The sequence below is a fragment of the Catellatospora coxensis genome, from assembly GCF_016862635.1.
GTDB lineage: Bacteria > Actinomycetota > Actinomycetes > Mycobacteriales > Micromonosporaceae > Catellatospora > Catellatospora coxensis.
This window is the reverse complement of sequence record NZ_BONI01000006.1, coordinates 14,919-35,494: the sequence shown is the minus strand read 5'-3', so window position 1 is coordinate 35,494 and position 20,576 is coordinate 14,919. Positions and strand designations below refer to the sequence as shown.

20 protein-coding genes are annotated in these 20,576 nt (G+C 72.2%); 14 read left to right on the top strand and 6 right to left on the bottom strand.

What is annotated here, in order from left to right; all coding sequences use genetic code 11:
• The first annotated feature begins 141 nt into the window (after positions 1–141).
• Positions 142–1,284: a DivIVA domain-containing protein gene (locus Cco03nite_RS04805; RefSeq protein WP_203688842.1), complete on the top strand. Its 1,143-nt coding sequence runs from the start codon at positions 142–144 to the stop codon at positions 1,282–1,284.
• Positions 1,285–1,402: 118 nt separating this feature from the next.
• Here Cco03nite_RS04805 and Cco03nite_RS04800 read toward each other — a convergent pair whose 3' ends face one another.
• Positions 1,403–1,621: a hypothetical protein gene (locus Cco03nite_RS04800; protein ID WP_196279752.1), complete on the bottom strand. Its 219-nt coding sequence runs from the start codon at positions 1,619–1,621 to the stop codon at positions 1,403–1,405.
• A gap of 125 nt (positions 1,622–1,746) precedes the next feature.
• Here Cco03nite_RS04800 and Cco03nite_RS04795 point away from each other — a divergent pair, with 125 nt between their 5' ends.
• The 4 genes from Cco03nite_RS04795 (at position 1,747) to Cco03nite_RS04785 (ending at position 4,766) form a co-directional block, all read left to right on the top strand.
• A complete protein-coding gene (locus tag Cco03nite_RS04795; RefSeq protein ID WP_203688841.1) occupies positions 1,747–2,475 on the top strand; it encodes a sulfite exporter TauE/SafE family protein in 729 nt (242 codons plus the stop codon).
• A 34-nt stretch (positions 2,476–2,509) separates the two neighbouring features.
• Positions 2,510–3,013, top strand: coding sequence for a GNAT family N-acetyltransferase (locus Cco03nite_RS04790; protein WP_239167121.1), 504 nt, complete (start codon positions 2,510–2,512; stop codon positions 3,011–3,013).
• Between the two features lie 125 nt (positions 3,014–3,138).
• Positions 3,139–3,504 carry a YciI family protein gene (locus Cco03nite_RS42190; RefSeq protein WP_239167120.1) on the top strand — a complete coding sequence of 122 codons (366 nt, stop codon included), beginning with the start codon at positions 3,139–3,141 and terminating at the stop codon, positions 3,502–3,504.
• A complete protein-coding gene (locus Cco03nite_RS04785; protein WP_239167119.1) occupies positions 3,501–4,766 on the top strand; it encodes an RNA polymerase sigma factor in 1,266 nt (421 codons plus the stop codon). Before Cco03nite_RS42190 ends, Cco03nite_RS04785 begins: the two co-directional genes overlap by 4 nt.
• Before the next feature lie 17 nt (positions 4,767–4,783).
• Here the strand turns inward: Cco03nite_RS04785 and Cco03nite_RS04780 are convergent, their stop codons facing one another.
• Positions 4,784–5,080, bottom strand: a complete 297-nt coding sequence (locus Cco03nite_RS04780) for a CBU_0592 family membrane protein (protein WP_203688838.1) — start codon at positions 5,078–5,080, stop codon at positions 4,784–4,786.
• A gap of 16 nt (positions 5,081–5,096) precedes the next feature.
• The gene (locus tag Cco03nite_RS04775) at positions 5,097–6,005 is read right to left on the bottom strand and encodes a cyclase family protein (RefSeq protein ID WP_203688837.1); all 909 of its coding nucleotides are present in this window, start codon (positions 6,003–6,005) and stop codon (positions 5,097–5,099) included.
• Positions 6,006–6,077: 72 nt separating this feature from the next.
• Between Cco03nite_RS04775 and Cco03nite_RS04770 the strand changes: the two genes are divergently transcribed.
• Positions 6,078–6,995, top strand: coding sequence for a LysR family transcriptional regulator (locus Cco03nite_RS04770; protein WP_203688836.1), 918 nt, complete (start codon positions 6,078–6,080; stop codon positions 6,993–6,995).
• 97 nt (positions 6,996–7,092) lie between these two features.
• Here Cco03nite_RS04770 and Cco03nite_RS04765 read toward each other — a convergent pair whose 3' ends face one another.
• On the bottom strand, positions 7,093–8,490 hold the full coding sequence (locus tag Cco03nite_RS04765) for a serine/threonine-protein kinase (protein ID WP_203688835.1): 1,398 nt from the start codon (positions 8,488–8,490) through the stop codon (positions 7,093–7,095).
• 254 nt (positions 8,491–8,744) lie between these two features.
• On the opposite strand from Cco03nite_RS04765, the gene Cco03nite_RS04760 reads away from it, so the two are divergent.
• Positions 8,745–9,545, top strand: a complete 801-nt coding sequence (locus tag Cco03nite_RS04760; RefSeq protein WP_203688834.1) for a lytic polysaccharide monooxygenase — start codon at positions 8,745–8,747, stop codon at positions 9,543–9,545.
• A gap of 104 nt (positions 9,546–9,649) precedes the next feature.
• A complete protein-coding gene (locus tag Cco03nite_RS04755; protein ID WP_203688833.1) occupies positions 9,650–10,231 on the top strand; it encodes a DUF305 domain-containing protein in 582 nt (193 codons plus the stop codon).
• A 34-nt stretch (positions 10,232–10,265) separates the two neighbouring features.
• Here Cco03nite_RS04755 and Cco03nite_RS04750 read toward each other — a convergent pair whose 3' ends face one another.
• The gene (locus Cco03nite_RS04750; protein WP_203688832.1) at positions 10,266–11,273 is read right to left on the bottom strand and encodes an acetylxylan esterase; all 1,008 of its coding nucleotides are present in this window, start codon (positions 11,271–11,273) and stop codon (positions 10,266–10,268) included.
• Between the two features lie 6 nt (positions 11,274–11,279).
• Positions 11,280–12,365 (bottom strand): LacI family DNA-binding transcriptional regulator, encoded by a 1,086-nt coding sequence (locus Cco03nite_RS04745; protein ID WP_203688831.1) that lies wholly within the window; start codon positions 12,363–12,365, stop codon positions 11,280–11,282.
• Positions 12,366–12,678: 313 nt separating this feature from the next.
• On the opposite strand from Cco03nite_RS04745, the gene Cco03nite_RS04740 reads away from it, so the two are divergent.
• From Cco03nite_RS04740 to Cco03nite_RS04715, 6 genes are all read left to right on the top strand, one after another.
• Entirely contained in the window at positions 12,679–13,671 is a 993-nt protein-coding gene (locus Cco03nite_RS04740) for an ABC transporter permease (RefSeq protein ID WP_203688830.1), read from the top strand.
• A complete protein-coding gene (locus tag Cco03nite_RS04735) occupies positions 13,668–14,552 on the top strand; it encodes a carbohydrate ABC transporter permease (RefSeq protein ID WP_239167118.1) in 885 nt (294 codons plus the stop codon). The genes Cco03nite_RS04740 and Cco03nite_RS04735 overlap by 4 nt, the downstream gene beginning before the upstream one ends.
• Positions 14,553–14,601: 49 nt before the next feature.
• Positions 14,602–16,236, top strand: coding sequence for an ABC transporter substrate-binding protein (locus tag Cco03nite_RS04730; RefSeq protein ID WP_203688829.1), 1,635 nt, complete (start codon positions 14,602–14,604; stop codon positions 16,234–16,236).
• A 66-nt stretch (positions 16,237–16,302) separates the two neighbouring features.
• Entirely contained in the window at positions 16,303–17,850 is a 1,548-nt protein-coding gene (locus tag Cco03nite_RS04725; protein ID WP_203688828.1) for a GH39 family glycosyl hydrolase, read from the top strand.
• Positions 17,843–18,520, top strand: a complete 678-nt coding sequence (locus Cco03nite_RS04720) for a YesL family protein (RefSeq protein ID WP_203688827.1) — start codon at positions 17,843–17,845, stop codon at positions 18,518–18,520. Before Cco03nite_RS04725 ends, Cco03nite_RS04720 begins: the two co-directional genes overlap by 8 nt.
• Positions 18,517–20,565, top strand: a complete 2,049-nt coding sequence (locus Cco03nite_RS04715; RefSeq protein ID WP_203688826.1) for a beta-galactosidase — start codon at positions 18,517–18,519, stop codon at positions 20,563–20,565. Before Cco03nite_RS04720 ends, Cco03nite_RS04715 begins: the two co-directional genes overlap by 4 nt.
• Positions 20,566–20,576 lie beyond the last annotated feature (11 nt).

Below are 20,576 nucleotides of genomic sequence, written 5' to 3'. Positions count from 1 at the left end.
TCGGGCTCGCTTTCGCGCAGGTGCCTGGCAAGTCGGGTGATCTTCAGCGGGGCGGCCGGCTGGCGGATTCAGTCCTGACCGGAATGCGCGAATCGCTGGATTCGGCACGGTGGAGCGGGGGTCGTTGCCTAGGCTTACGGCATGGCTCGTACCGCCGCTGACCAGGTGCGCAGTGAGGACTTGTTCACGACCGCGCTGTGGGGATACTCCATGGACGAGGTGGACGCCTACGTCGAGGACACCGCGAGACGCATGCGCCGGCTCGCCGCCGAGATCCAGCGGCTGTCCATCGCGGAGAACCAGCTCGGCGCCGCCCGGATCGAGATCTCCAAACTGACCTCCGAACTCGCCGAGGCCCGCCCGCTGGCCGGCGTCGGCCCCCGGGTGCAGGCGATCCTGCGGATGGCCGAACGGGAGGCCGAGACGCTGCGCCGGACCGCGTTCGAAGTGCTGCGCAAGGCCTACGAGGAGGCCCGCGAGGTCCGGCAGAAGACCGAGGACGACGCGTACCAGGCCAAGCGCGACTACGAGCTGGCGCTGGCCCACCGCCGCAAGCACGACAGGGACGAGCTGGCCGCCGCGGCCCTGGCCGAGGCCGCCCCGAGTGCCGAGCCGGAGCCCGAGCCCGAGCCGCGCGAGACCGTGGGGATGCGGGAGCTGTTCGCGGTCGCCTCCGCGAAGAAGCGCCTGCCGGTGGACGAGGCGGAGAAGCACGCGGCGAAGAAGCGCGTGCCGGCGGGCGAGACCGCTCGCAAGCCCAGCGGCGAGCCGGAGGTGCCCGAGGCCGGGTCGGACCTGGAGTTCGCACCGGATCTTGAAGCCGAACGCGACGTCGAGCCGGCTCCCGCCCGGACGGACACCCGCGCTGCGGGCCCGGCCAAGGCGAACGGTCGAGCCGCGGGCCTGCCATCGGCGAACGGCCAGGGTGCGGGCTCGCTGCCAGCGGACCCTCAAGCCGTGCGCTCGGCCCCGCAGGGCGGTCGGGCCGGCGGTGCGGAGCCGGTGAGCGGTGGGAGCGGCAAGTCCGCGGCGGACGTCGCAGCCGCCGATGCCGACCCCGTCGAGGCCGCAGCGCAGGGCGACGAGCCCGAGGGCTGGCCGCAAGCCGTGCCCGAGGTGCTGGAGGACGAGTACCCGGTCATCGAGGAGCCGGTGGAGCGGTTCCACAACGGCTCGAACAAGTCCCGCCGCAAGCGGGCCCGCAACCAGCGCGCCAACCCCGCCAACGCGCAGCCTGCCAACTCACCCGACCCCGCCGACACCCTGCCCGCCAAGCGCCCCTGAGCGGGCCCTCGCGAGGGCGTGAAGATTGTCGTTTGAGGTCATGATCTGCGGTCCGACCGCAGATCATGACCTCAAACAGTGATCACCAATCCGATGCCGCGAAGGTGCGGCGGCGGGGTCAGCGGGCTTCGCGCCAGCCGCGCTTGAGGTCGCCGTTCCAGCCGCGGCGGATGTCGGTGGCGGCGTGCGGCGCTCCGACGCGGAGCACGTCCCAGTGGCGGCGCGGCTCCTCGGAGCTCTTCAGCGTGATCCGGTCACCGACTCTGACCTTGGGCTCCACCCAGCACGTCAGCATCCGGTTTCCGGATCTCAGGTCGACCTGAACCAGCGTTGTCATGACGGCGACGGTAGCAGTGATCTTGATCTAAGTCCCCCGAGTTTCGGGCCCGCCGGGTGGGGACTGGTTCACATTCTGTTCACGGGAAGCGCGGGCGGGGTCACGCTGCGGGTACGGTGCCGCCCGTGACCCTGTACCTGCTCGCCTTCCTGGTGCTCACCGTGGCGGCCTTCGCCCAGGCCATCTCGGGCTTCGGCTTCTCCCTGGTCGCCGTGCCGCTGCTGGCGATGATCGTCGACCCGCAGCCCGCCGTGGTCGCGGCCACGATGGTGAGCTTCTGCCTCAATGCCGTCAACGCGTACGGGCACCGCCGCCACGTCGACACCGGCGCGGCCCGCCGCCTGCTGCTGTGGGTGCTGGCGGGGTTGCCGGTGGGCGTGCTGGCGCTGCGGCTGCTGCCGTCCGGCGCGCTGGTGGCCACGATCGCGCTGGTGACGCTGGGCTGCACGGTGGTGGTGTGGCGGGGCTGGCACATCGCGCCGGGCGGCTGGACCCTGCGTGGCGCGGGCCTGCTGTCCGGGGTGCTGACCACGGCCACCGCCACGAACGGCCCGCCGCTGGTGGCGGCGCTGCAGGCGATGCGGCTGGAGCCGCGCGCGTTCCGGGCCACGCTGGCGGTGCTGTTCGCCGCGGTGTCGCCGGTCGCGGTGGCCGGGTTCCTGGTGGCGGATCTGCTGAGCACCCGGGCGCTGCTGGTCGCGGCGGTCGGCCTGCCCGCGGCGGCGCTGGGCGGCTGGCTGGGCAACCGGGTGTTCGCCCGCTTCGACGCGGCGGCGTTCCGCCGGATGGTGCTGGGCGCGCTGGTGGTCAGCTCGGCGGCGGCGCTGGTCAAGGCGGGGGCCGGGGCGCTGTAGCCGGATGTCGCAGGGTGGGGGCAGGGTGGACGGCGTGACTGATCAACTGGTACGCCTCGTCCCGTGGTCCGACGACGATCTCGACCTGCTGCGCCGGGTCAACACGCCGGAGATGAAGAAGCACCTCGGCGGTCCGGAGACCGAGGAGAAGGTGCTGGCGCGGCACCAGCGTTACCTGGCGCTGCCGAACGGCCGCATGTTCCGGGTCGCGCTGGCGGGGACGGGCGAGCCGGTCGGCACCATCGGCCACTGGGACCGGGAGTGGCAGGGCGAGCAGGTGTACGAGACCGGCTGGAGCGTGCTGCCGGAGTTCCAGGGCCGGGGCATCGCCGTCGCGGCGGCGCGGGCGCTGATCGAGGCGGCGCGGGCCGACGGGCGGCACCGCTGGCTGCACGCGTACCCGGGGGTGGACAACGTGCCGTCGAACGCGATCTGCCGCAAGGCGGGGTTCGAGCTGGTCGGGCCGTACGACTTCGAGTACCCGCCGGGCAGCCTCATGCGCAGCAACGACTGGCGCTACGACCTGCGGAAACAGTGATCGGCCCGTACCCGCTAAAAAAATCTTGGAAGAATCTCCCCGTGGATGTAGAGACGGGCGTGCCGGCTCCGTCCGTGAGATGAGGGCGGGCCGACGGGGCCCGCCGGACCGGAGGGAACACCACGATGAAGTACCTGCTTCTGATCTACGGCAACCAGGAGAAGTGGGCGTCGATCCCGGCGGACGAGTTCCCGGCGGAGGTCGCCAAGCAGGACGCCTGGAACGTGAAGTACAAGGAGACCGGCGAGCTGCTGGGTGCGTACGGGCTCTCCGACGCCGTGGCGGCCAGGCTGGTGCGCCGGGTCGACGGGCAGCCCGCGGTGACCGACGGGCCCTACCTGGAGACCAAGGAGTACATCGCGAGCTTCTACCTGCTCGACTGCGAGAGCCAGCAGCGCGCGGAGGAGATCGCGGCGGACATGCCGTGGACCGACAAGGACCCGGTCGAGCTGTGGCCGGTGCTCCACGAGGCCCCGGGCAACGACCTGTGATCGTCGACCGGCGCGTCGAGGACCTGCTGCGCGAACTCGCGCCGCAGGTCCTCGGCGCGCTGGTGCGCCGCTACGGCATGTTCGACGCCTGCGAGGACGCGGTGCAGGAGGCGCTGCTGGTCGCCGCGCAGAAGTGGCCGGCCGACGGGGTGCCGGACAACCCGCGCGGCTGGCTGATCACGGTCGGCGCGCACCGCCTGCTCGACGAGGTGCGCAGCGAGTCGGCCCGCCGCCGCCGCGAGGAGACGGTCAGCCTGGCCACGCCGCAGTCCGCGCTGGTCGGCGCGCCCGCCGACGCGGAGCCCGACCGCGACGACTCGCTGACGCTGCTGTTCCTGTGCTGCCATCCGGCGCTGGCCGCGCCGAGCCAGGTCGCGCTGACCCTGCGCGCGGTCGGCGGTCTGAGCACCGAGCAGATCGCCACGGCGTTCCTGGTGCCGACGGCGACGATGGCGCAGCGCATCAGCCGGGCCAAGGCGAGCGTGCAGGCGGCGGGCGGGTCGTTCGCGATGCCGGACGCCGCCGAGCGCGCCGGCCGGCTGCGGGCCGTGCTGCAGGTCCTCTACCTGATCTTCAACGAGGGGTACGCCACCACGGCCGGCCCCGACCTCACCGCCCCGCAGCTGTCCGACGAGGCGATCCGGCTCACCCGCTGGCTGCGCCGCCTGCTGCCCGACGACGCCGAGGTCGCGGGCCTGCTCGCCCTGATGCTGCTCACCGACGCCCGCCGCCCCGCCCGCACCACCCCCGACGGCGGCCTCGTCCCCCTGGCCGAGCAGGACCGGCGCTTGTGGGACCGGGCCCGCATCGCCGAGGGCGTGGCCCTGGTCAGCGAGGCGCTACCCCGCGGCCTGGTCGGCCCGTACCAGCTCCAGGCCGCCATCGCCGCCGTGCACGACGAGGCCCCCGCCATGGCCGACACCGACTGGCCCCAGATCCTCGCCCTCTACACCCTGCTGGAACAGGTCGCCCCCAGCCCCGCCGTCACCCTCAACCGCGCCGTCGCGGTCGGCCACGTCCACGGCCCTCAGGCGGGCCTCGACCTCCTGACCACCCTGGACGGCGACTCCCGCATGACCAACCACCACCGCCTCCTGGCCACCCGGGCCCACCTGCTCGAACAAGCCGGCGACCACGCCGCGGCCGCCATCGCCTACCGCGCCGCCGCCGCCCTGGCCACCAACCTCCCCGAACGCCGCCACCTCACCACCCGCGCCACCCGGAACGAAGGAAGGGCACCTTCACAACGCTCCGCGTTGTAGAAGGTGCCCTTCCCCTCTCAGCGGCCGGGCTGAGCAGGCTCGTCGTGCGATTCGGTGCGCTGTCGGGCGGGTCGGCGGGTGGCGAGGCCACGCAGGGCGGCCAGGCCGATGACCAGCCAGACGACGTTGACGGCGACCGACGGGAGCGCGCGGTGCACGACGCCGTTGACCGCGAGCGCCACCGCCCCGGCGAGGTTGAGCAGCTGGTACGTCGTGCCCGCGGCGATCCGCCCGCTGGACAGCAGCCCGTACGCCAGCAGCAGCGCGGCCGCCCCCAGCCAGCCGACCACCTCGACGAGCAGCCCGACGCTCACGGCCGAACCCGGGCGCTCATCGCGGCACCAGCGCGTACGCCCGCACCGGGAACGTGCCGAAGTCGCGCACCGGGGCGGGCACGGCGTGCAGCCGGGCCCCGTGCACGGGCAGCTCGCCCAGCCCGGTCAGGTGCTCCAGGACCGGGACGCCCGCGTGCAGCAGGATCGAGTGCGCGGGCCGGGTCTTGCCGTCGGTGCAGTCGATGTTGACGCTGTCGATGCCGACCAGCTTCACCCCTGCGGCGACCAGGTGGTTCGCGCCGTCCTCGGTCAGGTACGGCGCGGCGACGCCGTACTCGGCGGTGCGCCAGCGCCGGTCCCAGCCGGTGTGCAGCAGCACCGCCTTGCCGGCGACGTCGTACGGCGCGAGCGCCTGCGCGGTGATCGCCCGCTCGGCCGCGCCGGTCAACCGGACCACGACGGCGGGCAGGTCGGCCAGCGACTCCAGCGGCAGCCCGGCCAGGTCCACGCCGCCCTCGTACCGGTGGAACGGGCTGTCCACGTAGGTGCCCGTGTTGCTCAGCATGCTGATCCGGTCGATGGTGAACTCGGTGCCCTCGGCGTAGACGCCGCGCGAGTCGGCGCGGGTCAGGTGCGGCAGGATCTCCGGCCCCGGCAGCCCCGGGTATGTGGTCATCCCGGCCTCGATGACGTGGCTCAGGTCGACCAGCCGGGTGCCCGGCCCGGTGGCGGCCTCGGCGGACGGGCCGCCCCGCGATCCCTTGTGCGCCTCGGTGAACACCTCGACCCCCGACAGCCGCACCTGGCCGACCATCAGCAGGCCGAGGTGGCTGACGAACAGGGCGGCCAGGTCGTCGGCGGTGACGTCCGGGCCGGGCACGTCCAGCCGGAAGCCCTGGACCTGCAGGCCGCCGCCGTTGGAGAAGGTCACGTCCGCGTCGAAGGACGCCCGGTACTCGGTCATGCCTCCATGATCCGCCGATGTCGGCATACAGCACAAGCGACGATCTCTTCACGCGGCATGTAGCCTGACTGAATGCAGATCGACCCGCGCCGCCTCGCCGTGCTGCGCGCCGTCGCCGACGCGGGCGGCGTGCTCGCCGCCGCGTCCGTGCTGCACCTGACCCCGTCGGCGGTGTCCCAGCACATCGCGCGGCTGGAGGCGGAGACCGGGGTGACCCTGCTCGACCGCTCGCAGCTCGGCGGGCGGCGCGCCGCCGGGCTGACCCCGGCCGGGCGGATGCTCGCCGGGCACGCCGCGAAGCTCGGGCAGGTGCTCGCGGCCGCGGAGCACGAGCTGGCCGCGTTCACCGGCCAGGTGGCCGGGCCGGTGAACGTGGGCGCGTTCCCGACCGCGATCCGCCACCTGGTCGTGCCGGTCGCCGCCGAGCTGGGGGAGAGCGCGCCCGCGGTGGCGCTGCGCATCCGGCAGTACGAACCGGAGCCGGGGCGCGCCGCGCTGCGTACCGGCGAGCTGGACCTGCTGATCACGGAGTCCGACGCGGCCGCACCCGCCCGCGATCCGGCGGGACTGCGCACCGTGAAGCTGTTCGACGACCCCTACCGGATCGTCGTGCCCCGCCGCTGGGGCCCGGTCAGCGACCTCGACGTGCTGCGCGACCGCCCCTGGGTGGACGGCCCGCCCGACACCGCCGTACGCCGCGTGCTCGATCGCGTCTGCGCCCAGCACGGCCTGACCCTCGACCGCCGGCACGAGTGCCTGGAGTTCCCCGCCGCACTGGCCGTCGTCGCCGCGGGCCTGGCGGCCGCCGTGGTCCCCGCCCTGGCCCTGCCCGAGCAGCACCCCGCCGTACGCGCCATCACCACCCCGCTGGTCGGCGCCCGCCGCCTCGACCTGATGCACCGCCGCGGCCGCCACGAACCCAGCCCCGCCGCCCGCCTCGTCGCCGCCGCCCTCACCACCCGAGCCCAAGCCACCACCCCATCCTCCTAGGACGCTCCACCAGCCGTGACGAAGGAAGGGCACCTTCTTATCGCTATGCGTTGTAGAAGGTGCCCTTCCCATCCTCGCGACGCTGTGAGCTGCGGCGTCACGTGTCGTCGGAGAGGGTGGCGGTGAGGCGGCCGACGATCGGCTCGAGGACCTGGTACGCGCCGTCGGAGAGGTCGCCGTCGCCGCGCATGTCGCGCAGCTTGGCCAGCAGCTCGCGGGCCTTGTCGGCGGCTTCGTCGTCGCCGTCGCGGCGCAGCCGCTTCTCGATGTCCTGAACCTGCTTGCGCAGCTCGGCGGCGTCCTTGTCGGCGATCCCGCCCGCCCGCGCCAGCCGGTCGATCTCCTGCCGCAACTGCGCGAGCGGGTCGGCGGGGCGGGTGGCCGACGGCTCCGACCGGGGCGCGTCAGCCGCGTTCGAGGCGCCCGGCGCGTTCGACGGCGCGGCCACGGCGGCGTCGCTGGGCGGGGCGCCGGCCGAGGCGAGCACGATCAGCATCAGCCCCGCCACGATGGCCACCACGCCCGCCGTGGCCCACAGCACCGGCCGCAACCAGCGGTCGGGCCGCGTGGGGCGGACGGGCCTGCGGGCGGGTTCGGGCCGCGCGGGCCGGGGCGGCGGCACAGCGGCCACCCCGACCAGGGTGCCCGGGGCCGGCCGGGTTCCGGACGGCGACACCGGCGCGGACACGAGGGTGTCCGACAGCTGAGCCGTCGCGTACGGGTCGGGCACGATCGTCTCGCCGATCGTCAGCAGCTGCGCGGCGACCTGCTCGGCGCTGCCCGGGCGGTGCCGGGGGTCGGCCGCGGTGAGCCGCCCGGCGAGTTCCGCGAGCGGCTCGGGCACCCCGGCGCGCAGCAGGTCGTCGCGTACGCCCTCGCCGTCGTGCCCGGCCGGCGGGGGAGCGCCGGTGAGCATCGCGTACAGCGAGCAGCCGAGCCCGAACACGTCGGTGCGCGCGTCGACGGGGCCGCCGGCGGCCTGCTCGGGTGCGGTGTAGCCGCGGGTGCCGGCGACCAGCGACGGGTAGGCCGCCTCCTGCCAGGCGGCGATGCCGAAGTCGCACACCTTGACCACGCCCGACGAGTTGACCAGCAGGTTCGCCGCGGTCACGTCGCGGTGCACGATGCCGGCCGAGTGCGCGGCGGCCAGCGCGGCGCAGGTCTGCACGGCGATGCCGACGGCCTGGTCGCGGTGCAGCGGGCCGTCCTGCAGCAGGGCGTGCACGCTGGGCCCGTCGACCAGCTCCATCACCACGTACGCCTCGGCGGCCTCGACGGCGACGTCGTACACCGCGACGATGTGCGGGTGCGGCAGCGCGGCGACGGCCTGCGCCTCACGCCAGAAGCGCTGCCGTGTCGCCCGGTCGGCGAACCGCGCCGGGTCCAGGATCTTCACCGCGACCGGGCGGCGCAGGCGCAGGTCCTGTCCACTCCACACGGTCGCCATGCCGCCGTGCCCGATCTCCTCGTCGACCCGGTACCGGGCGCCCAGCATTCTGCCCATCGTGTGGCCCTACCCGATCCGGCGGCCCGCAAACCGATTCCGGCCGACGTCACCCGCCCGAGTCGGGTAGCCGACCCGGGCCGCCGAGGTTTATGCGGATCTTGTGGGCTGTTTAAGGTCTCCACAAGGGAGTCCTCCGTAGCGTTTGCCGCATCGGCCGTGCACCGCGGTCACCGCCGCACGCCGCCGCCCCGCGAGCCGGGTTGCCGGCCGCGTGTGCCCCCGGCAGGAACGGAGTTCACCCCATGCGAAGACTGGTCGCCTACCCGCTGATGGCGCTGGGTCTCGTGACCGCGTCACTGGCGATCGCCTCGCCCGCGTCCGCTCACGGGTACGTCTCGTCGCCGCCGAGCCGCCAGGCGCTGTGCGCGTCGGGCCGGGTCGGCGACTGCGGGCCGATCCAGTACGAGCCGCAGAGCGTCGAGGGCCCGAAGGGGCAGCGCAACTGCCACGGCGGGCTGGCGCAGTTCGCCGTGCTGAACGACGACAGCCGCAACTGGCCCGCAACCTCGGTCGGCTCCTCGGTGACGTTCAACTGGGTGCTCACCGCCCGGCACTCCACCAGCAGCTGGGAGTACTACATCGGCAGCCGGCGGATCGCGTTCTTCGAGGACGGCGGACGCCAGCCCAACGCGACCGTGTCGCATCAGGTGAGCCTGGCCGGGTTCAGCGGCCGGCAGAAGCTGCTGGCGATCTGGAACATCGGCGACACCCCGATGGCCTTCTACAACTGCATCGACCTGCAGGTCGGCGGAGGCGGCCCGTCGCCGACCGCCGCCCCGTCGCCGACGGCCCGGCCCAGCGCGTCGCCGACCGCCCGCCCGAGCACCCGGCCGACGGTGCGGCCGTCGAGCCCCGCGGTCTCGCCGACGCCCCGCCCGACGGGCACCGTGCCCGGCGGCGCGCAGTGGGCCCCGGGCACCACCTACCGGACCGGTGACGAGGTCACCTACCAGGGCGTGCGGTACCGCTGCCGGCAGTCGCACACCTCGATCGTCACGTGGGAGCCCTCGTACTACACGCTGGCGCTCTGGCTGCCGATCTGACGAGCCTCCGGCGGGCCGTCCCCCCGTGCGGCCCGCCGGGCACCACTCCGCCTCCCCGCACCCCCGCCCCGGCGGTCACGCCGTCTCCGAACAGGACCCCGACGATGAGAGAGTTCCGCGTCGCGCTGGCCGCCGCAGCGCTCACCCTGCTCGCCGCCTGCGGCACCGCCGCTCCCGAGCAGACGACCTACCAGGTGCCGACCGCGCCGAAGGCTGATGCCACGTTCAACGCGACCGACGTGATGTTCCTGCAGATGATGGTCACCCACCACCAGCAGGGCCTGGAGATGGTCAAGCTGGCCCGTACGCGCGGGACCAGCGAGCAGGTGGCGATGCTCGCGGGCGCGATCGAGGTCACCCAGACCACCGAGCTGGAGGTCATGCAGGGCTGGCTGACCGGCTGGGGCGAGACGACCACCGCCGACCACCACCCGAACGCGCACGCCTCGCACGGCGGCCTGCCGATCACCGGCGCGGACGAGATGGCGGCGCTGCGCAAGGCCACCGGCAGCCAGTTCCAGACGACGTTCCTGAATCTGCTGATCGGCCACCAGCACAATGCCGTCGAGATGGCCCGCATGGAGACCGACGGCGGTGCCAACCCCCAGGTCAAAGACCTAGCCAACCGCATCACCCTGTCCCGCACCGAGCAGATCAAGCAGATGCTCGGCATGGTCGCGGCCTGATCCCCGCCCTGTCCAAGACCCCGACCGCCGGCGCTCAGGCGCCGGCGGTCTCCGGGCGCAGCACCGAGGAGAGCCAGGTCAGCTGGCGCTGCACCTGGTAGGCCTCGCCGCCTTCGTGGTGGTTGAACGGGTAGGCGTGGATCTCCCGTTCGGGGCGCTCCGGGCGGCCGTTGGCGGCGCCGTAGTGGTTGTGGGCGGCGAACACGCCGCGGGGCGGGCAGACGTTGTCGCGCAGCCCGGTGCCGAAGTGCGCGGGCGCGACGGCGCGGCGGGCGAATGCCACCCCGTCGACGTAGGACAGCGTGCGCCGGACGGCGACCTCGGCTTCCCGGTGTACGGCCAGGAAGTTCACGATCTCGCCGTACGGCGGCGCGTCGGTGATCTCGATGGCGCGCTGCACGTCGCACAGCAGCGGTGCGGTCGTGACCAGCGCCGCGAGGTCGGGTACGAGTCCCGCGACGGCCAGCGCCAGGCCGCCGCCCTGGCTGTTGCCGGTCGCGACGACCCGGCCGTCGACGCCGGGCAGCGCGCGGGCCGCGTCGACGGCCCGGACGGCGTCGGTGATCAGCCGTCGGTAGTAGTAGTCGTGCGGGTCCAGGATGCCGCGGGTCGCCGGCCAGGGGCCGCCGAGCGCGCCACCGTGCGGGTCGGGGGTGTCGCCGCCGCTGCCGTACTGGCCGCCCTGCCCGCGGGCGTCCATCAGCAGATGTGCGTACCCGGCGGCGGGCCAGGTCAGGCGCTCGTGGGGCAGGCCGCGGCCGCGGCCGTAGCCGACGTACTCGACGACCGCGGGCAGTGGGGTGTCGACCCCGGCGGGCCGGGTGTACCAGGCGCGTACGGGGTCGCCGCCGAACCCGCCGAAGGTGACGTCCCAGGTGTCGAGCAGGGGCAGGCCGGTCCGCACCGGGCTGACGTCACCGCGCAGGGGGTGGGCGGCGGCGTCCTTCAGCGTGGCGGACCAGAACTCGTCGAAGTCGGCGGGTTCGGCGACGTCGGGGGTGTAGTCGCGGAGCCGGTCGAGCGGCAGGTCGAACAGGGGCATGTTTCCTCACCGAGGGGTCGGGCGCGACGGTGGCTCGGGGTCCGCGCCGGGAGTCGGGCGCAGGTGCGCGGGTGGGGCGGTCGTCTCGCGGACGATGAGTTCGGTGACCAGGTCGATGCGGCTGGTCGCGGGGCCGGTCTTGTCGGCGAGGTCGAGCAGCATCTGGGCGGCCGCGCCGGCCATGTCGCGCAGCGGCTGGCGGATGGTGGTGAGGGCCGGGTCGGTCCAGGCGGCGACGGGCAGGTCGTCGTAGCCGATGACGGACAGGTCGTCGGGCACGTGCAGGCCTAGCCGGCGGGCGGCGCGGAGCACGCCCATGGCCTGCATGTCGGAGCCGGCGAAGATCGCGGTGGGCCGGTCGGGCCGGTTGAGCAGGTCCAGGGCGTGCTCATGGCCGGTGGTGACGTAGAAGGTGCCGTGCCGGACGAGGTCGGGGTCGACGGGGATGCCGGCTTCCTCGTGGGCGGCGCGGAATCCGGCGGTGCGGGCGCGGCTGCACAGCACGTCCTGCGGGCCGGAGATGACGGCGATCCGGCGGTGGCCGAGTTCGAGCAGGTGGCGGGTGGCGAGCAGGCCGCCGCTCCAGTTGTTCGCGCCGACGGTGGGCACCGAGGCGGAGGTGGCGCTGTCGGTGTCGATGACGACGAACGGAATGGCGCGGCGTTGCAGTTGGCGGCGCTGGGCTTCGGTGAGGTGGCACTGGACGAGCAGCACGCCGCGCGGGCGGCGGGCCACGACGGCGTCGAGCCATTCCTGGGGTGGGCGGTGCCGGCCGTCGAGTTGGGACAGCACGACGTCGATGCGCGCGGGCACGGTGACGGTCTCGATGCCGCGGATGATCTCCATGGCCCAGGCGGAGTCGTACTCGTGGAAGACGAGGTCGATCTGGCCCGCGCCGGTGGGCTGGCGGCGGGCGCGGCGGCGGTAGCGGTGGCGTTCGAGGCTGGCTTCGACGCGGGCCCTGGTCAGGGCGGAGACGTCGAGGCGGCCGTTGAGGACCTTGGAGACGGTGGCGGTGGAGACGCCGACCTCGTCGGCGATGGTCGCGATGGTCACCGTGCCGGAGCCGGTGCTCGGACGGGCCTTCGTCATGTGTCGCCTCGCCGTTTGCCTCGGAAGTTTCGGAGCGGACTCTACCACCACGATCGGCACTTTCGGCCAGAGTGTTCGGTGGAGCGGCTCGCCGGGATTGATGGTCCTCTCCGGATGGTCACGCACTGCAACCGTTTGCGTCAGCACTTCAGCAGCCCTTGACACGTCCGGGTGGGGCGCTTAAGTTGCCCGGCACAGGTAACGCAATATTTCCGAAACTTTCGGTGAAACTCGAAGTCCGGTTCTCGCCGTCCGCCATGGACGGCGGCGTGCCGTACGCCATCGCTTCGGTTTGAACAGGGGAGGTCCTCCGATGAGCGTGCCCGGGACGCTGGACCCGCCGCGGTCCACACCGGAGGTGGGCAAACCGCCTCCCATTCCCGCGCCGCCGCTGCGTCCCCGGCGGCTGACCTGGCGGCGGGCGCTGCGCCGGGACTGGCAGCTGTACTCGCTGGCGGTGCTGCCGCTGCTGTTCTTCGCGGTGTTCCGCTACCTGCCGATGATCGGTAACGTCATCGCGTTCCGTAAGTTCCAGCCCGGCGGCAACCCGCTCGGGGAGTACTGGGTCGGCCTGCGCTACGTCGAGATGTTCCTCAACGACCCGACGTTCTGGAACGTCTTCACCAACACCCTGATCCTCGGCGTGCTGAGCCTGGTCGTCTGCTTCCCGCTGCCGATCGTGCTGGCGCTGCTGTTCAACGAGCTGACCAGCCGCCGGCTCAAGCGTTTCGTGCAGTCGGTGTCCTACCTGCCGCACTTCCTGTCGGTCGTGATCGTCGCGGCGATGGTGATGCAGCTGCTGTCCGTCGACGGCACGGTCAACCAGGTGGTACGGGCGTTCGGCGGCGACCCGATCCCGTTCCTGCAGCAGCCCGAGTGGTTCCGGACCATCTACGTGTCCTCGGAGGCGTGGCAGACCGTCGGCTGGGGCACCATCCTCTACCTGGCCGCGCTGACCACGATCGACTCCGACCTGTACGAGGCGGCCCGCATCGACGGGGCCGGCCGGTGGCGGCAGACCTGGCACGTCACCCTGCCCGGCATCCGCCCGACGATGATCACGCTGCTGATCCTGAACATCGGCACGTTCATGGCGGTCGGCTTCGAGAAGATCCTGCTGCTGTACAACCCGCTGACCTACCCCACCGGCGACGTGATCTCCACGTACCTGTTCCGGATGGGCGTGCTGTCCAACAGCTTCAGCTACGCCGCCGCGATCGGCCTGTTCGAGGCCGTCATCGGCCTGACGCTGGTGCTGGCGGCCAACCTGATCGCCCGCCGCGCGGTGGGGACGAGCCTGTGGTGACCAGACGCCGCCGTATGCAGGTCACCCGCGGCTACCGGGTGTTCCAGGCCGTCAACGCGGTCGTGCTGACCCTCGTGGTGATCGTGACGCTGTACCCGTTCGTCAACGTGGTGGCCCGCTCGCTCAGCCAGGAGGCGTACATCCGGGCCGGGCAGGTCAGCCTGGTGCCGCGCGGGTTCAACCTGCACACGTACAAGCTGGTCATGGCCGACGAGATGTTCTGGGCCAACTACCGCAACACCGTCTTCTACACGGTCGTGGCGACCGCCGTCGCGATCACCCTGACCACCTGCTACGCGTACGTGCTGTCCAAGAAGCAACTGCGCGGGCGCTCGGCGCTGGTCGGCATCGCGGTGTTCACCATGTTCTTCTCCGGCGGCCTGATCCCGAACTACATCCTGGTCACCAGCCTCGGGCTGAAGAACTCGGTGTGGGCGATCGCGCTGCCGAACGCCATCAGCGTGTTCAACCTGCTGGTCATGAAGGCGTTCTTCGAGAGTATGCCGACCGAGCTGGAGGAGGCCGCCGCCGTCGACGGCCTGGACACCTACCGCATCCTGTGGCGCATCGTGCTGCCGCTGTCCAAGGCCATGATCGCGACGATGGTGCTGTTCTACGCGGTGGCGTTCTGGAACTCGTGGTTCTCGGCCTTCCTCTACATGGACCAGTCGGACCTGTTCCCGGTCACCGTCTACCTGCGCAACCTCATCGCCGGGGCGACCGGCGCGGGTTCCGTCGGCGCCGCCGACGCCGATCTGCAAACGGCGGCCAACATCCAGGCCGTGACGATCGTGCTCACCGTCGTGCCGATCCTGCTGGTCTACCCCTTCGTCCAGAGGTATTTCGTGTCCGGCGTGATGCTCGGGGCGGTCAAGGGGTGAACCGGTCGCAAGTCGAACCTTCCACTTCCAACCGGAAAGGCGCTTTCTGATGGCAACCCGCTCCCGCAGACGCGTCGCGGCCTTCGCGGCCGCGCTGCTCGCCGTGTCCCTCGCCGGGTGCACCGGCGACGAACCCACCTCCGACGACCTGTCCGGCAACCGCGTCGGCGCGATGGCCGACTACGGCGTGAACTCGCAGTTCAAGGCCACCGAGGCGCTGAACTTCTCGATCCTGTACAACAACCACCCGAACTATCCGCTCAAGAACGAGTGGCTGTTCTGGTCCGAGCTGACCGCGCGCACGGGCGTCACGCTGACGCCGACCGCGGTGCCGCTGTCGGACTACGAGCAGAAGCGCAGCCTGCTCATCGGCGCGGGCGACGCTCCGCTGATCATCCCGAAGACCTACCCGGGCCAGGAGACGCCGTTCGTGGCGTCGGGGTCGATCCTGCCGGTCAGCGACTACCTCGACCTGATGCCCAACCTCAAGGACAAGATCGCCAAGTGGAACCTGCAGCCTGACATCGACCAGCTGCGCCAGCTCGACGGCAAGTTCTACCTGCTGCCCGGCCTGCACGAGAACGTCTGGACGGACTACTCGCTCGGCGTGCGCACCGACATCCTCGCCCAGCTCAACCTCACCGTGCCCAAGACCTGGGACGAGGTGTACACGATGCTCAAGGCGATGAAGGCCGCGTACCCGAACCAGTACCCGATGTCGGACCGGTGGAGCAAGCCCACGCCCGGCGGCTCGCTGTTCAACTACATGTCGCAGGCGTTCAGCACCAACGGCGGCTGGGGCTACCGCAACGACTACTGGGACGCCAGCGCGAAGAAGTTCGTGTTCACCGGCGCCACCGACGGGTACAAGCAGATGGTCACCTACTTGAACAAGCTGGTGAAGGAGGGCCTGCTCGACCCGGAGAGCTTCACCCAGGACGACGACACCGCGATCCAGAAGCTCGCCACCGGCAAGTCGTTCGTGATCAGCGCCAACGCGCAGGAGCTGGTCAACAAGTACCGGCCGACGATGGCCGCGACCCAGCCCAAGGCCACCATGGTGAAGATCCCGCAGCCGACGGGCCCGGCCGGGGAGGTCAAGGCGGGCAGCCGGCTGGAGAACGGCGTCATGATCTCCAAGAAGGCCCGGGAGAGCAAGAACTTCGTCGCGATGATGCAGTTCATCGACTGGCTGTACTACTCCGACGCGGGCCAGGAGTTCGCCAAGTGGGGCGTGCCCGGCACCACCTACAGCAAGGACGCCTCGGGCAAGTTCACGCTCGCGCCCGACGTCGACTACGTCAAGCTCAACCCGACCGCCACCAAGCACCTGCAGAAGGACTTCGGCTTCGGCAACGGCGTGTTCGCCTACGGCGGCACCACGCAGCTGCTCCAGTCGACGTTCTCGGCCGAGGAGCTGGAGTACCAGAAGGCGATGGACGCCCGGAAGATCCTGCCGGTGCCGCCGCCGCACCCGTACGAGGACGCCGAGGCCGAGCAGGCCACGCTGTGGGAGACGCCGCTGAAGGACCACGTCGCCCAGATGACGCTGAAGTTCATCCTCGGCCAGCGCGACCTGTCCGAGTGGGACGCCTACGTCGCCGAGCTCAAGGCCAAGAACATGGACGCCTACATCGAGCTCGTGAACAAGGCGTACGACCGCTTCGCCAAGCAGCGGGGCTGACCCGAGTCCCGGCCCGGTCGCGCGCTGGCGCGGCCGGGCCGTTCGCACCGACGGTGAGGAACCGCCATGCGCATCCATGTACCCGAGACCGCCTCCGGCCGGCTCACCGACGCCTGGCGGTTCTGCGTCGGCACCGGCCGGTTCGAGCTGGCGCTGCGGCGCGACTACCAGGACTCGCTGGCGATGATCCAGCGCGACATCGGCTTCCGGCACATCCGCGGCCACGGGCTGCTGTCCGACGGCGTCGGCGTGTACCGGCCGTACGAGTACCAGGGCGCGGCCCGCACCCGCTACGCGTTCACGTACGTCGACCAGGTCATCGACGCCTACCTCGACCTCGGCATCAAGCCGTTCCTTGAGCTGGGGTTCATGCCCGCCGCCTTGGCCTCCGGCGAGCAGACCGTGTTCTGGTGGGCCGGCAACGTCACCCCGCCCCGCTCCTGGAGCCAGTGGGCCGACCTGGTCAAGGCGACCGTGTCGCACCTGGTGGACCGGTACGGGATCGAGCAGGTGCGGACCTGGCCGATCGAGGTGTGGAACGAGCCGAACCTGAAGGAGTTCTGGGCCGGCGCCGACCGCGACGCCTACCACCGGCTGTACGAGGTCAGCGCCGACGCGGTCAAGGCGGTCGACGCGTCGCTGCAGGTCGGCGGGCCGGCGATCTCGCCCGGGGCGGACGACTGGCTGATCCCGTTCGCGGAGTTCGCCGACGGGCGCGGGGTGCCCGTCGACTTCGTCAGCAAGCACGCGTACACCTCGGGGCCCGCCCAGCACGTGCCGTTCGGGGTGCACCAGACCCTGGCCCCGGCCGAGCGGCTGCTGGAACAGTTCGCGACCCCTCGCGAGCTGCTGGCCGCGACCGCGCTGGCCGGGCTGCCGGTGCACATCACCGAGTTCAACTCGTCCTACCGGCCCGACAACCCGGTGCACGACACGGCCCTGCACGCCGCGTACCTCGCGCCGGTGCTGGCCAACGGCGGCGACCTGGTCGACTCGTTCTCGTACTGGACGTTCAGCGACATGTTCGAGGAGGCGGGTGTGCCGACGTCGCTGTTCCACGGCGGCTTCGGCCTGCTCACCCACCGGCAGCTGCGCAAACCCACCTACCACCTGTACGCGTTCATGGCCCGGATGGGCGCACACGTCCTCACCCGCGGCGCGGACCACCTGGTGACCCGCGACGACACCGGCCGGGTCACCGTGCTGGCCTGGGCCCCGGTCGACGTCACCGGCGGGCCGCCCGTCGACGGGCACACGGTGCGGCTGTCGATCCCGGTCGGCGGACCCGGCACGGCGTCGGTGTACCTGAGCCGCTCCTCGGTCAGCGAGGAGGCGGGCAACGCCTGGGCGGCGTGGTGCGAGATGGGCCGCCCGGCCTCGCCCGGCACCCGGCAGCTCGCCGACCTGTACGAGGCCGCCGAACCGGTGCGCAGCCACCGCTCCCTGCCCCGCGCCGGCGGCTGCGTCGAGCTGGACCTGGTGCTGGCCCGGCACGAGGTGACCCTGGTCGAGCTGACCCCGGTCGTCGACGAGACCCCGCCCTGGTGGGACGACGACCGCCTGCTCGGCCTGAGCCGCCCCGCCCCGCAGCCCTCGGGGCGCGGTGATGGCTGAGACCGCCCGGTTCGGGCAGGGCGTGCTGTCACGGGCGGCCGCGCTGGTCTACGCGCTGCTGGTCGTGGAGTTGCTGCTCCTGCTGACGACGCTGCCCGGTCTGGTGCCGCTGGTGCTGCTGGCCCGCGACGCCGCCAACATCCCGCTGTACGCGGCCTGCGCGCTGCCGCTCGGCCCGGCCCTGTCCGCCGCCCTGTACGCGTTGCACCACCACCGCTCCGACCTCGCCGATCTCACGCCCGCCACCGCGTTCTGGCGCGGCTACCGGCTCAACGCCGGGCCGGTGCTGCGGGTCTGGGCACCGCTGCTGCTGTGGCTGGCCGTCGTCGCGGTCAACCTGGCCCACCTCGACGCCGCGGCGGTGCCCCGCTGGTGGGCGGGGCTGCTGGTGGTGCTCGTCGTCGCGGCGGCGCTGTGGGCGACGAACCTGCTGGTGATCACGTCGCTGTTCGACTTCCGGGTCCGCGACGCCGCCCGGCTCGCGTCGTACTTCCTCGTCCGCCGCCCGGCCGTCACCCTCGGCAACCTGAGCCTGCTCGTCGCGGCGGCCGGGCTGACCGTGCTGCTGTCCGAGGCGGTGCTCACCCTGTTCGGCGCGGTGCTGGTCCTGGTGCTGCTGCGCAACTGCCGCCCGATGGTCGGCCAGATCCGGATGGAGTTCACGGCATGACCCTGCCCGTCACCTCGAAGATCGGCTACGGCGGCGACTACAACCCCGAGCAGTGGCCGCGCGACGTGTGGACGCAGGACCACGAGCTGTTCGACCTCGCGCACGTCGACACCGTCACCGTCGGCGTGTTCGCCTGGGCGCTGACCCAGCCCGCGCCCGACGTGTACGACTTCACGACGCTGGACGCGATCGTGGAACGCGCCGCCGCCGAGGGCCGCGACGTGTGCCTGGCGACCGGCACCGGCGCGCACCCGGCGTGGCTGGCCCGAGCCCACCCCGAGGTGACCCGCGTCGACTTCGAGGGCCGCCGGCACCGGTTCGGCCAGCGCCATAATTCCTGCCCCAGCTCGCCGGTGTTCCGGCGGCTGTCGGCCGAGCTGGCCCGCCGCATCGCCGCCCGGTACGCCGCCAACCCGGCCGTGGTCGCCTGGCACGTCGGCAACGAGTACGGCGGGGCCTGCTACTGCGAGCTGTGCACCGCCGCGTTCCGGGACTGGCTGCGCGACAAGTACCGCACCCTGGACCGGCTCAACCACGCCTGGTGCACCATGTTCTGGTCGCACACGTTCACCGGCTGGGACGAGATCGAGGCCCCGTCGGCGCTGACCGAGCACTGGCGCGGCCCCGACCACACCGCCTTCCAGGGCATCACCCTGGACTACCTGCGCTTCATGTCGGACGCGATGCTGGCCAACTTCACCGACGAGAAGGCCGCGATCCGCGAGTCCGACCCCGACACCCCCGTGACCACGAACTTCATGGGCATGTACCGGCCGCTGGACTACCACCGCTGGGCCCCGCACCTGGACTTCGCGTCCTGGGACAACTACCCGCCCGACGACCGTTCCGCGGCCCGGATGGCGCTGACCCACGACCTGATGCGCGGCCTCAAGGACGGGCAGCCGTTCTGGCTGATGGAGCAGACCCCGAGCTGCACCGCGTGCCGCGACGTGAACCCGCTGAAACGGCCCGGGATCAACCGGCTGTGGAGCTGGCAGGCCGTCGCGCACGGCGCGGACGCGGTGCTGTACTTCCAGCTGCGGGCCTCGCGGGGCGCGAGCGAGAAGTACCACGGCGCGGTCATCGGGCACGCCGGCCGGGCCGACACCCGGGTGTTCGGCGAGGTCGCGCAGCTCGGCGCGGAACTGTCCCGGCTCGGCGGCGTCAGCCTGGGCGCGCGGACGCCGGCTCGGGTGGCGCTGCTGTTCGACTGGGACAGCTGGTGGGCGCTGGAGATCTCCGACGGGCCGTCCCGGCTGGTCCGCTACCAGCAGGTCGTGCTGGCCTACCACCGGGCGCTGTGGGACGCCGGGACCGACGTGGACGTGGTGCCGGTGACCGCCGACCTGAGCGGCTACGACGTCGTCGTCGCGCCCGCGCTGCACATGGTCAAGGGCGATCTGGCGCAGCGGCTGGAGATGGTCGCGGCCCGGGGCGGCTCGGTGGTGACGACGTTCCTGTCGGGGCGGGTCGACGAGGACGACAACGCGTTCCTGACGGACGTGCCCGGCCCGCTCGGGACCCTGATGGGGGTACGGGTCGACGAGTGGGACGCCCGCGAGGCCGACGTGGTCAACCCGGTGCGGCTGTCGGCGGGCGGCGAGGAACTCGAAGTCGCGTCGCGGCTGCTGTTCGAGCTGGTCATCCCGCAGGGAGCCGACGTCGTCGGGACCTACCGGGCCGACTTCTACGCCGGCACGGCCGCCGTCACGCGCAACACGTTCGGGGCGGGCCACGGCTGGTACGTCGCCGCCGGTCTGGAGCAGGACGGCGTGTCCTGGGTGATGCGGCAGGTGCTGGACCGGCATGGTCTCGTCGGGCCCTACGCCGACGTGGCCGACCTGGAGACCGCCGTGCGGGTCGCCCCGGACGGGACTCGGCTGCTGTTCCTGCTCAACCACGCGGCGGTCGCCGTCGAGGTGCCGGCCTGCGCCACCGGCGTCGACCTGCTCTCGGAGCAGCAGATCGAGCGCGGGCAGCCGCTCAGCCTCGCCCCGGCCGAGGTCATGCTGATCAAGTGCGACGGCGCGCCCGCGGCACCGTGACGGCACCGCAG

Coding starts and splice junctions, on each gene's coding strand:
- Cco03nite_RS04805 (WP_203688842.1), top strand. CDS start 142: ATGGCTCGTACCGCCGCTGACCAGGTGCGCAGTGAGGACTTGTTCACG.
- Cco03nite_RS04800 (WP_196279752.1), bottom strand. CDS start 1,621: ATGACAACGCTGGTTCAGGTCGACCTGAGATCCGGAAACCGGATGCTG.
- Cco03nite_RS42190 (WP_239167120.1), top strand. CDS start 3,139: ATGAAGTACCTGCTTCTGATCTACGGCAACCAGGAGAAGTGGGCGTCG.
- Cco03nite_RS04775 (WP_203688837.1), bottom strand. CDS start 6,005: ATGACCGAGTACCGGGCGTCCTTCGACGCGGACGTGACCTTCTCCAAC.
- Cco03nite_RS04770 (WP_203688836.1), top strand. CDS start 6,078: ATGCAGATCGACCCGCGCCGCCTCGCCGTGCTGCGCGCCGTCGCCGAC.
- Cco03nite_RS04765 (WP_203688835.1), bottom strand. CDS start 8,490: ATGCTGGGCGCCCGGTACCGGGTCGACGAGGAGATCGGGCACGGCGGC.
- Cco03nite_RS04760 (WP_203688834.1), top strand. CDS start 8,745: ATGCGAAGACTGGTCGCCTACCCGCTGATGGCGCTGGGTCTCGTGACC.
- Cco03nite_RS04755 (WP_203688833.1), top strand. CDS start 9,650: ATGAGAGAGTTCCGCGTCGCGCTGGCCGCCGCAGCGCTCACCCTGCTC.
- Cco03nite_RS04750 (WP_203688832.1), bottom strand. CDS start 11,273: ATGCCCCTGTTCGACCTGCCGCTCGACCGGCTCCGCGACTACACCCCC.
- Cco03nite_RS04745 (WP_203688831.1), bottom strand. CDS start 12,365: ATGACGAAGGCCCGTCCGAGCACCGGCTCCGGCACGGTGACCATCGCG.
- Cco03nite_RS04740 (WP_203688830.1), top strand. CDS start 12,679: ATGAGCGTGCCCGGGACGCTGGACCCGCCGCGGTCCACACCGGAGGTG.
- Cco03nite_RS04730 (WP_203688829.1), top strand. CDS start 14,602: ATGGCAACCCGCTCCCGCAGACGCGTCGCGGCCTTCGCGGCCGCGCTG.
- Cco03nite_RS04725 (WP_203688828.1), top strand. CDS start 16,303: ATGCGCATCCATGTACCCGAGACCGCCTCCGGCCGGCTCACCGACGCC.
- Cco03nite_RS04720 (WP_203688827.1), top strand. CDS start 17,843: ATGGCTGAGACCGCCCGGTTCGGGCAGGGCGTGCTGTCACGGGCGGCC.
- Cco03nite_RS04715 (WP_203688826.1), top strand. CDS start 18,517: ATGACCCTGCCCGTCACCTCGAAGATCGGCTACGGCGGCGACTACAAC.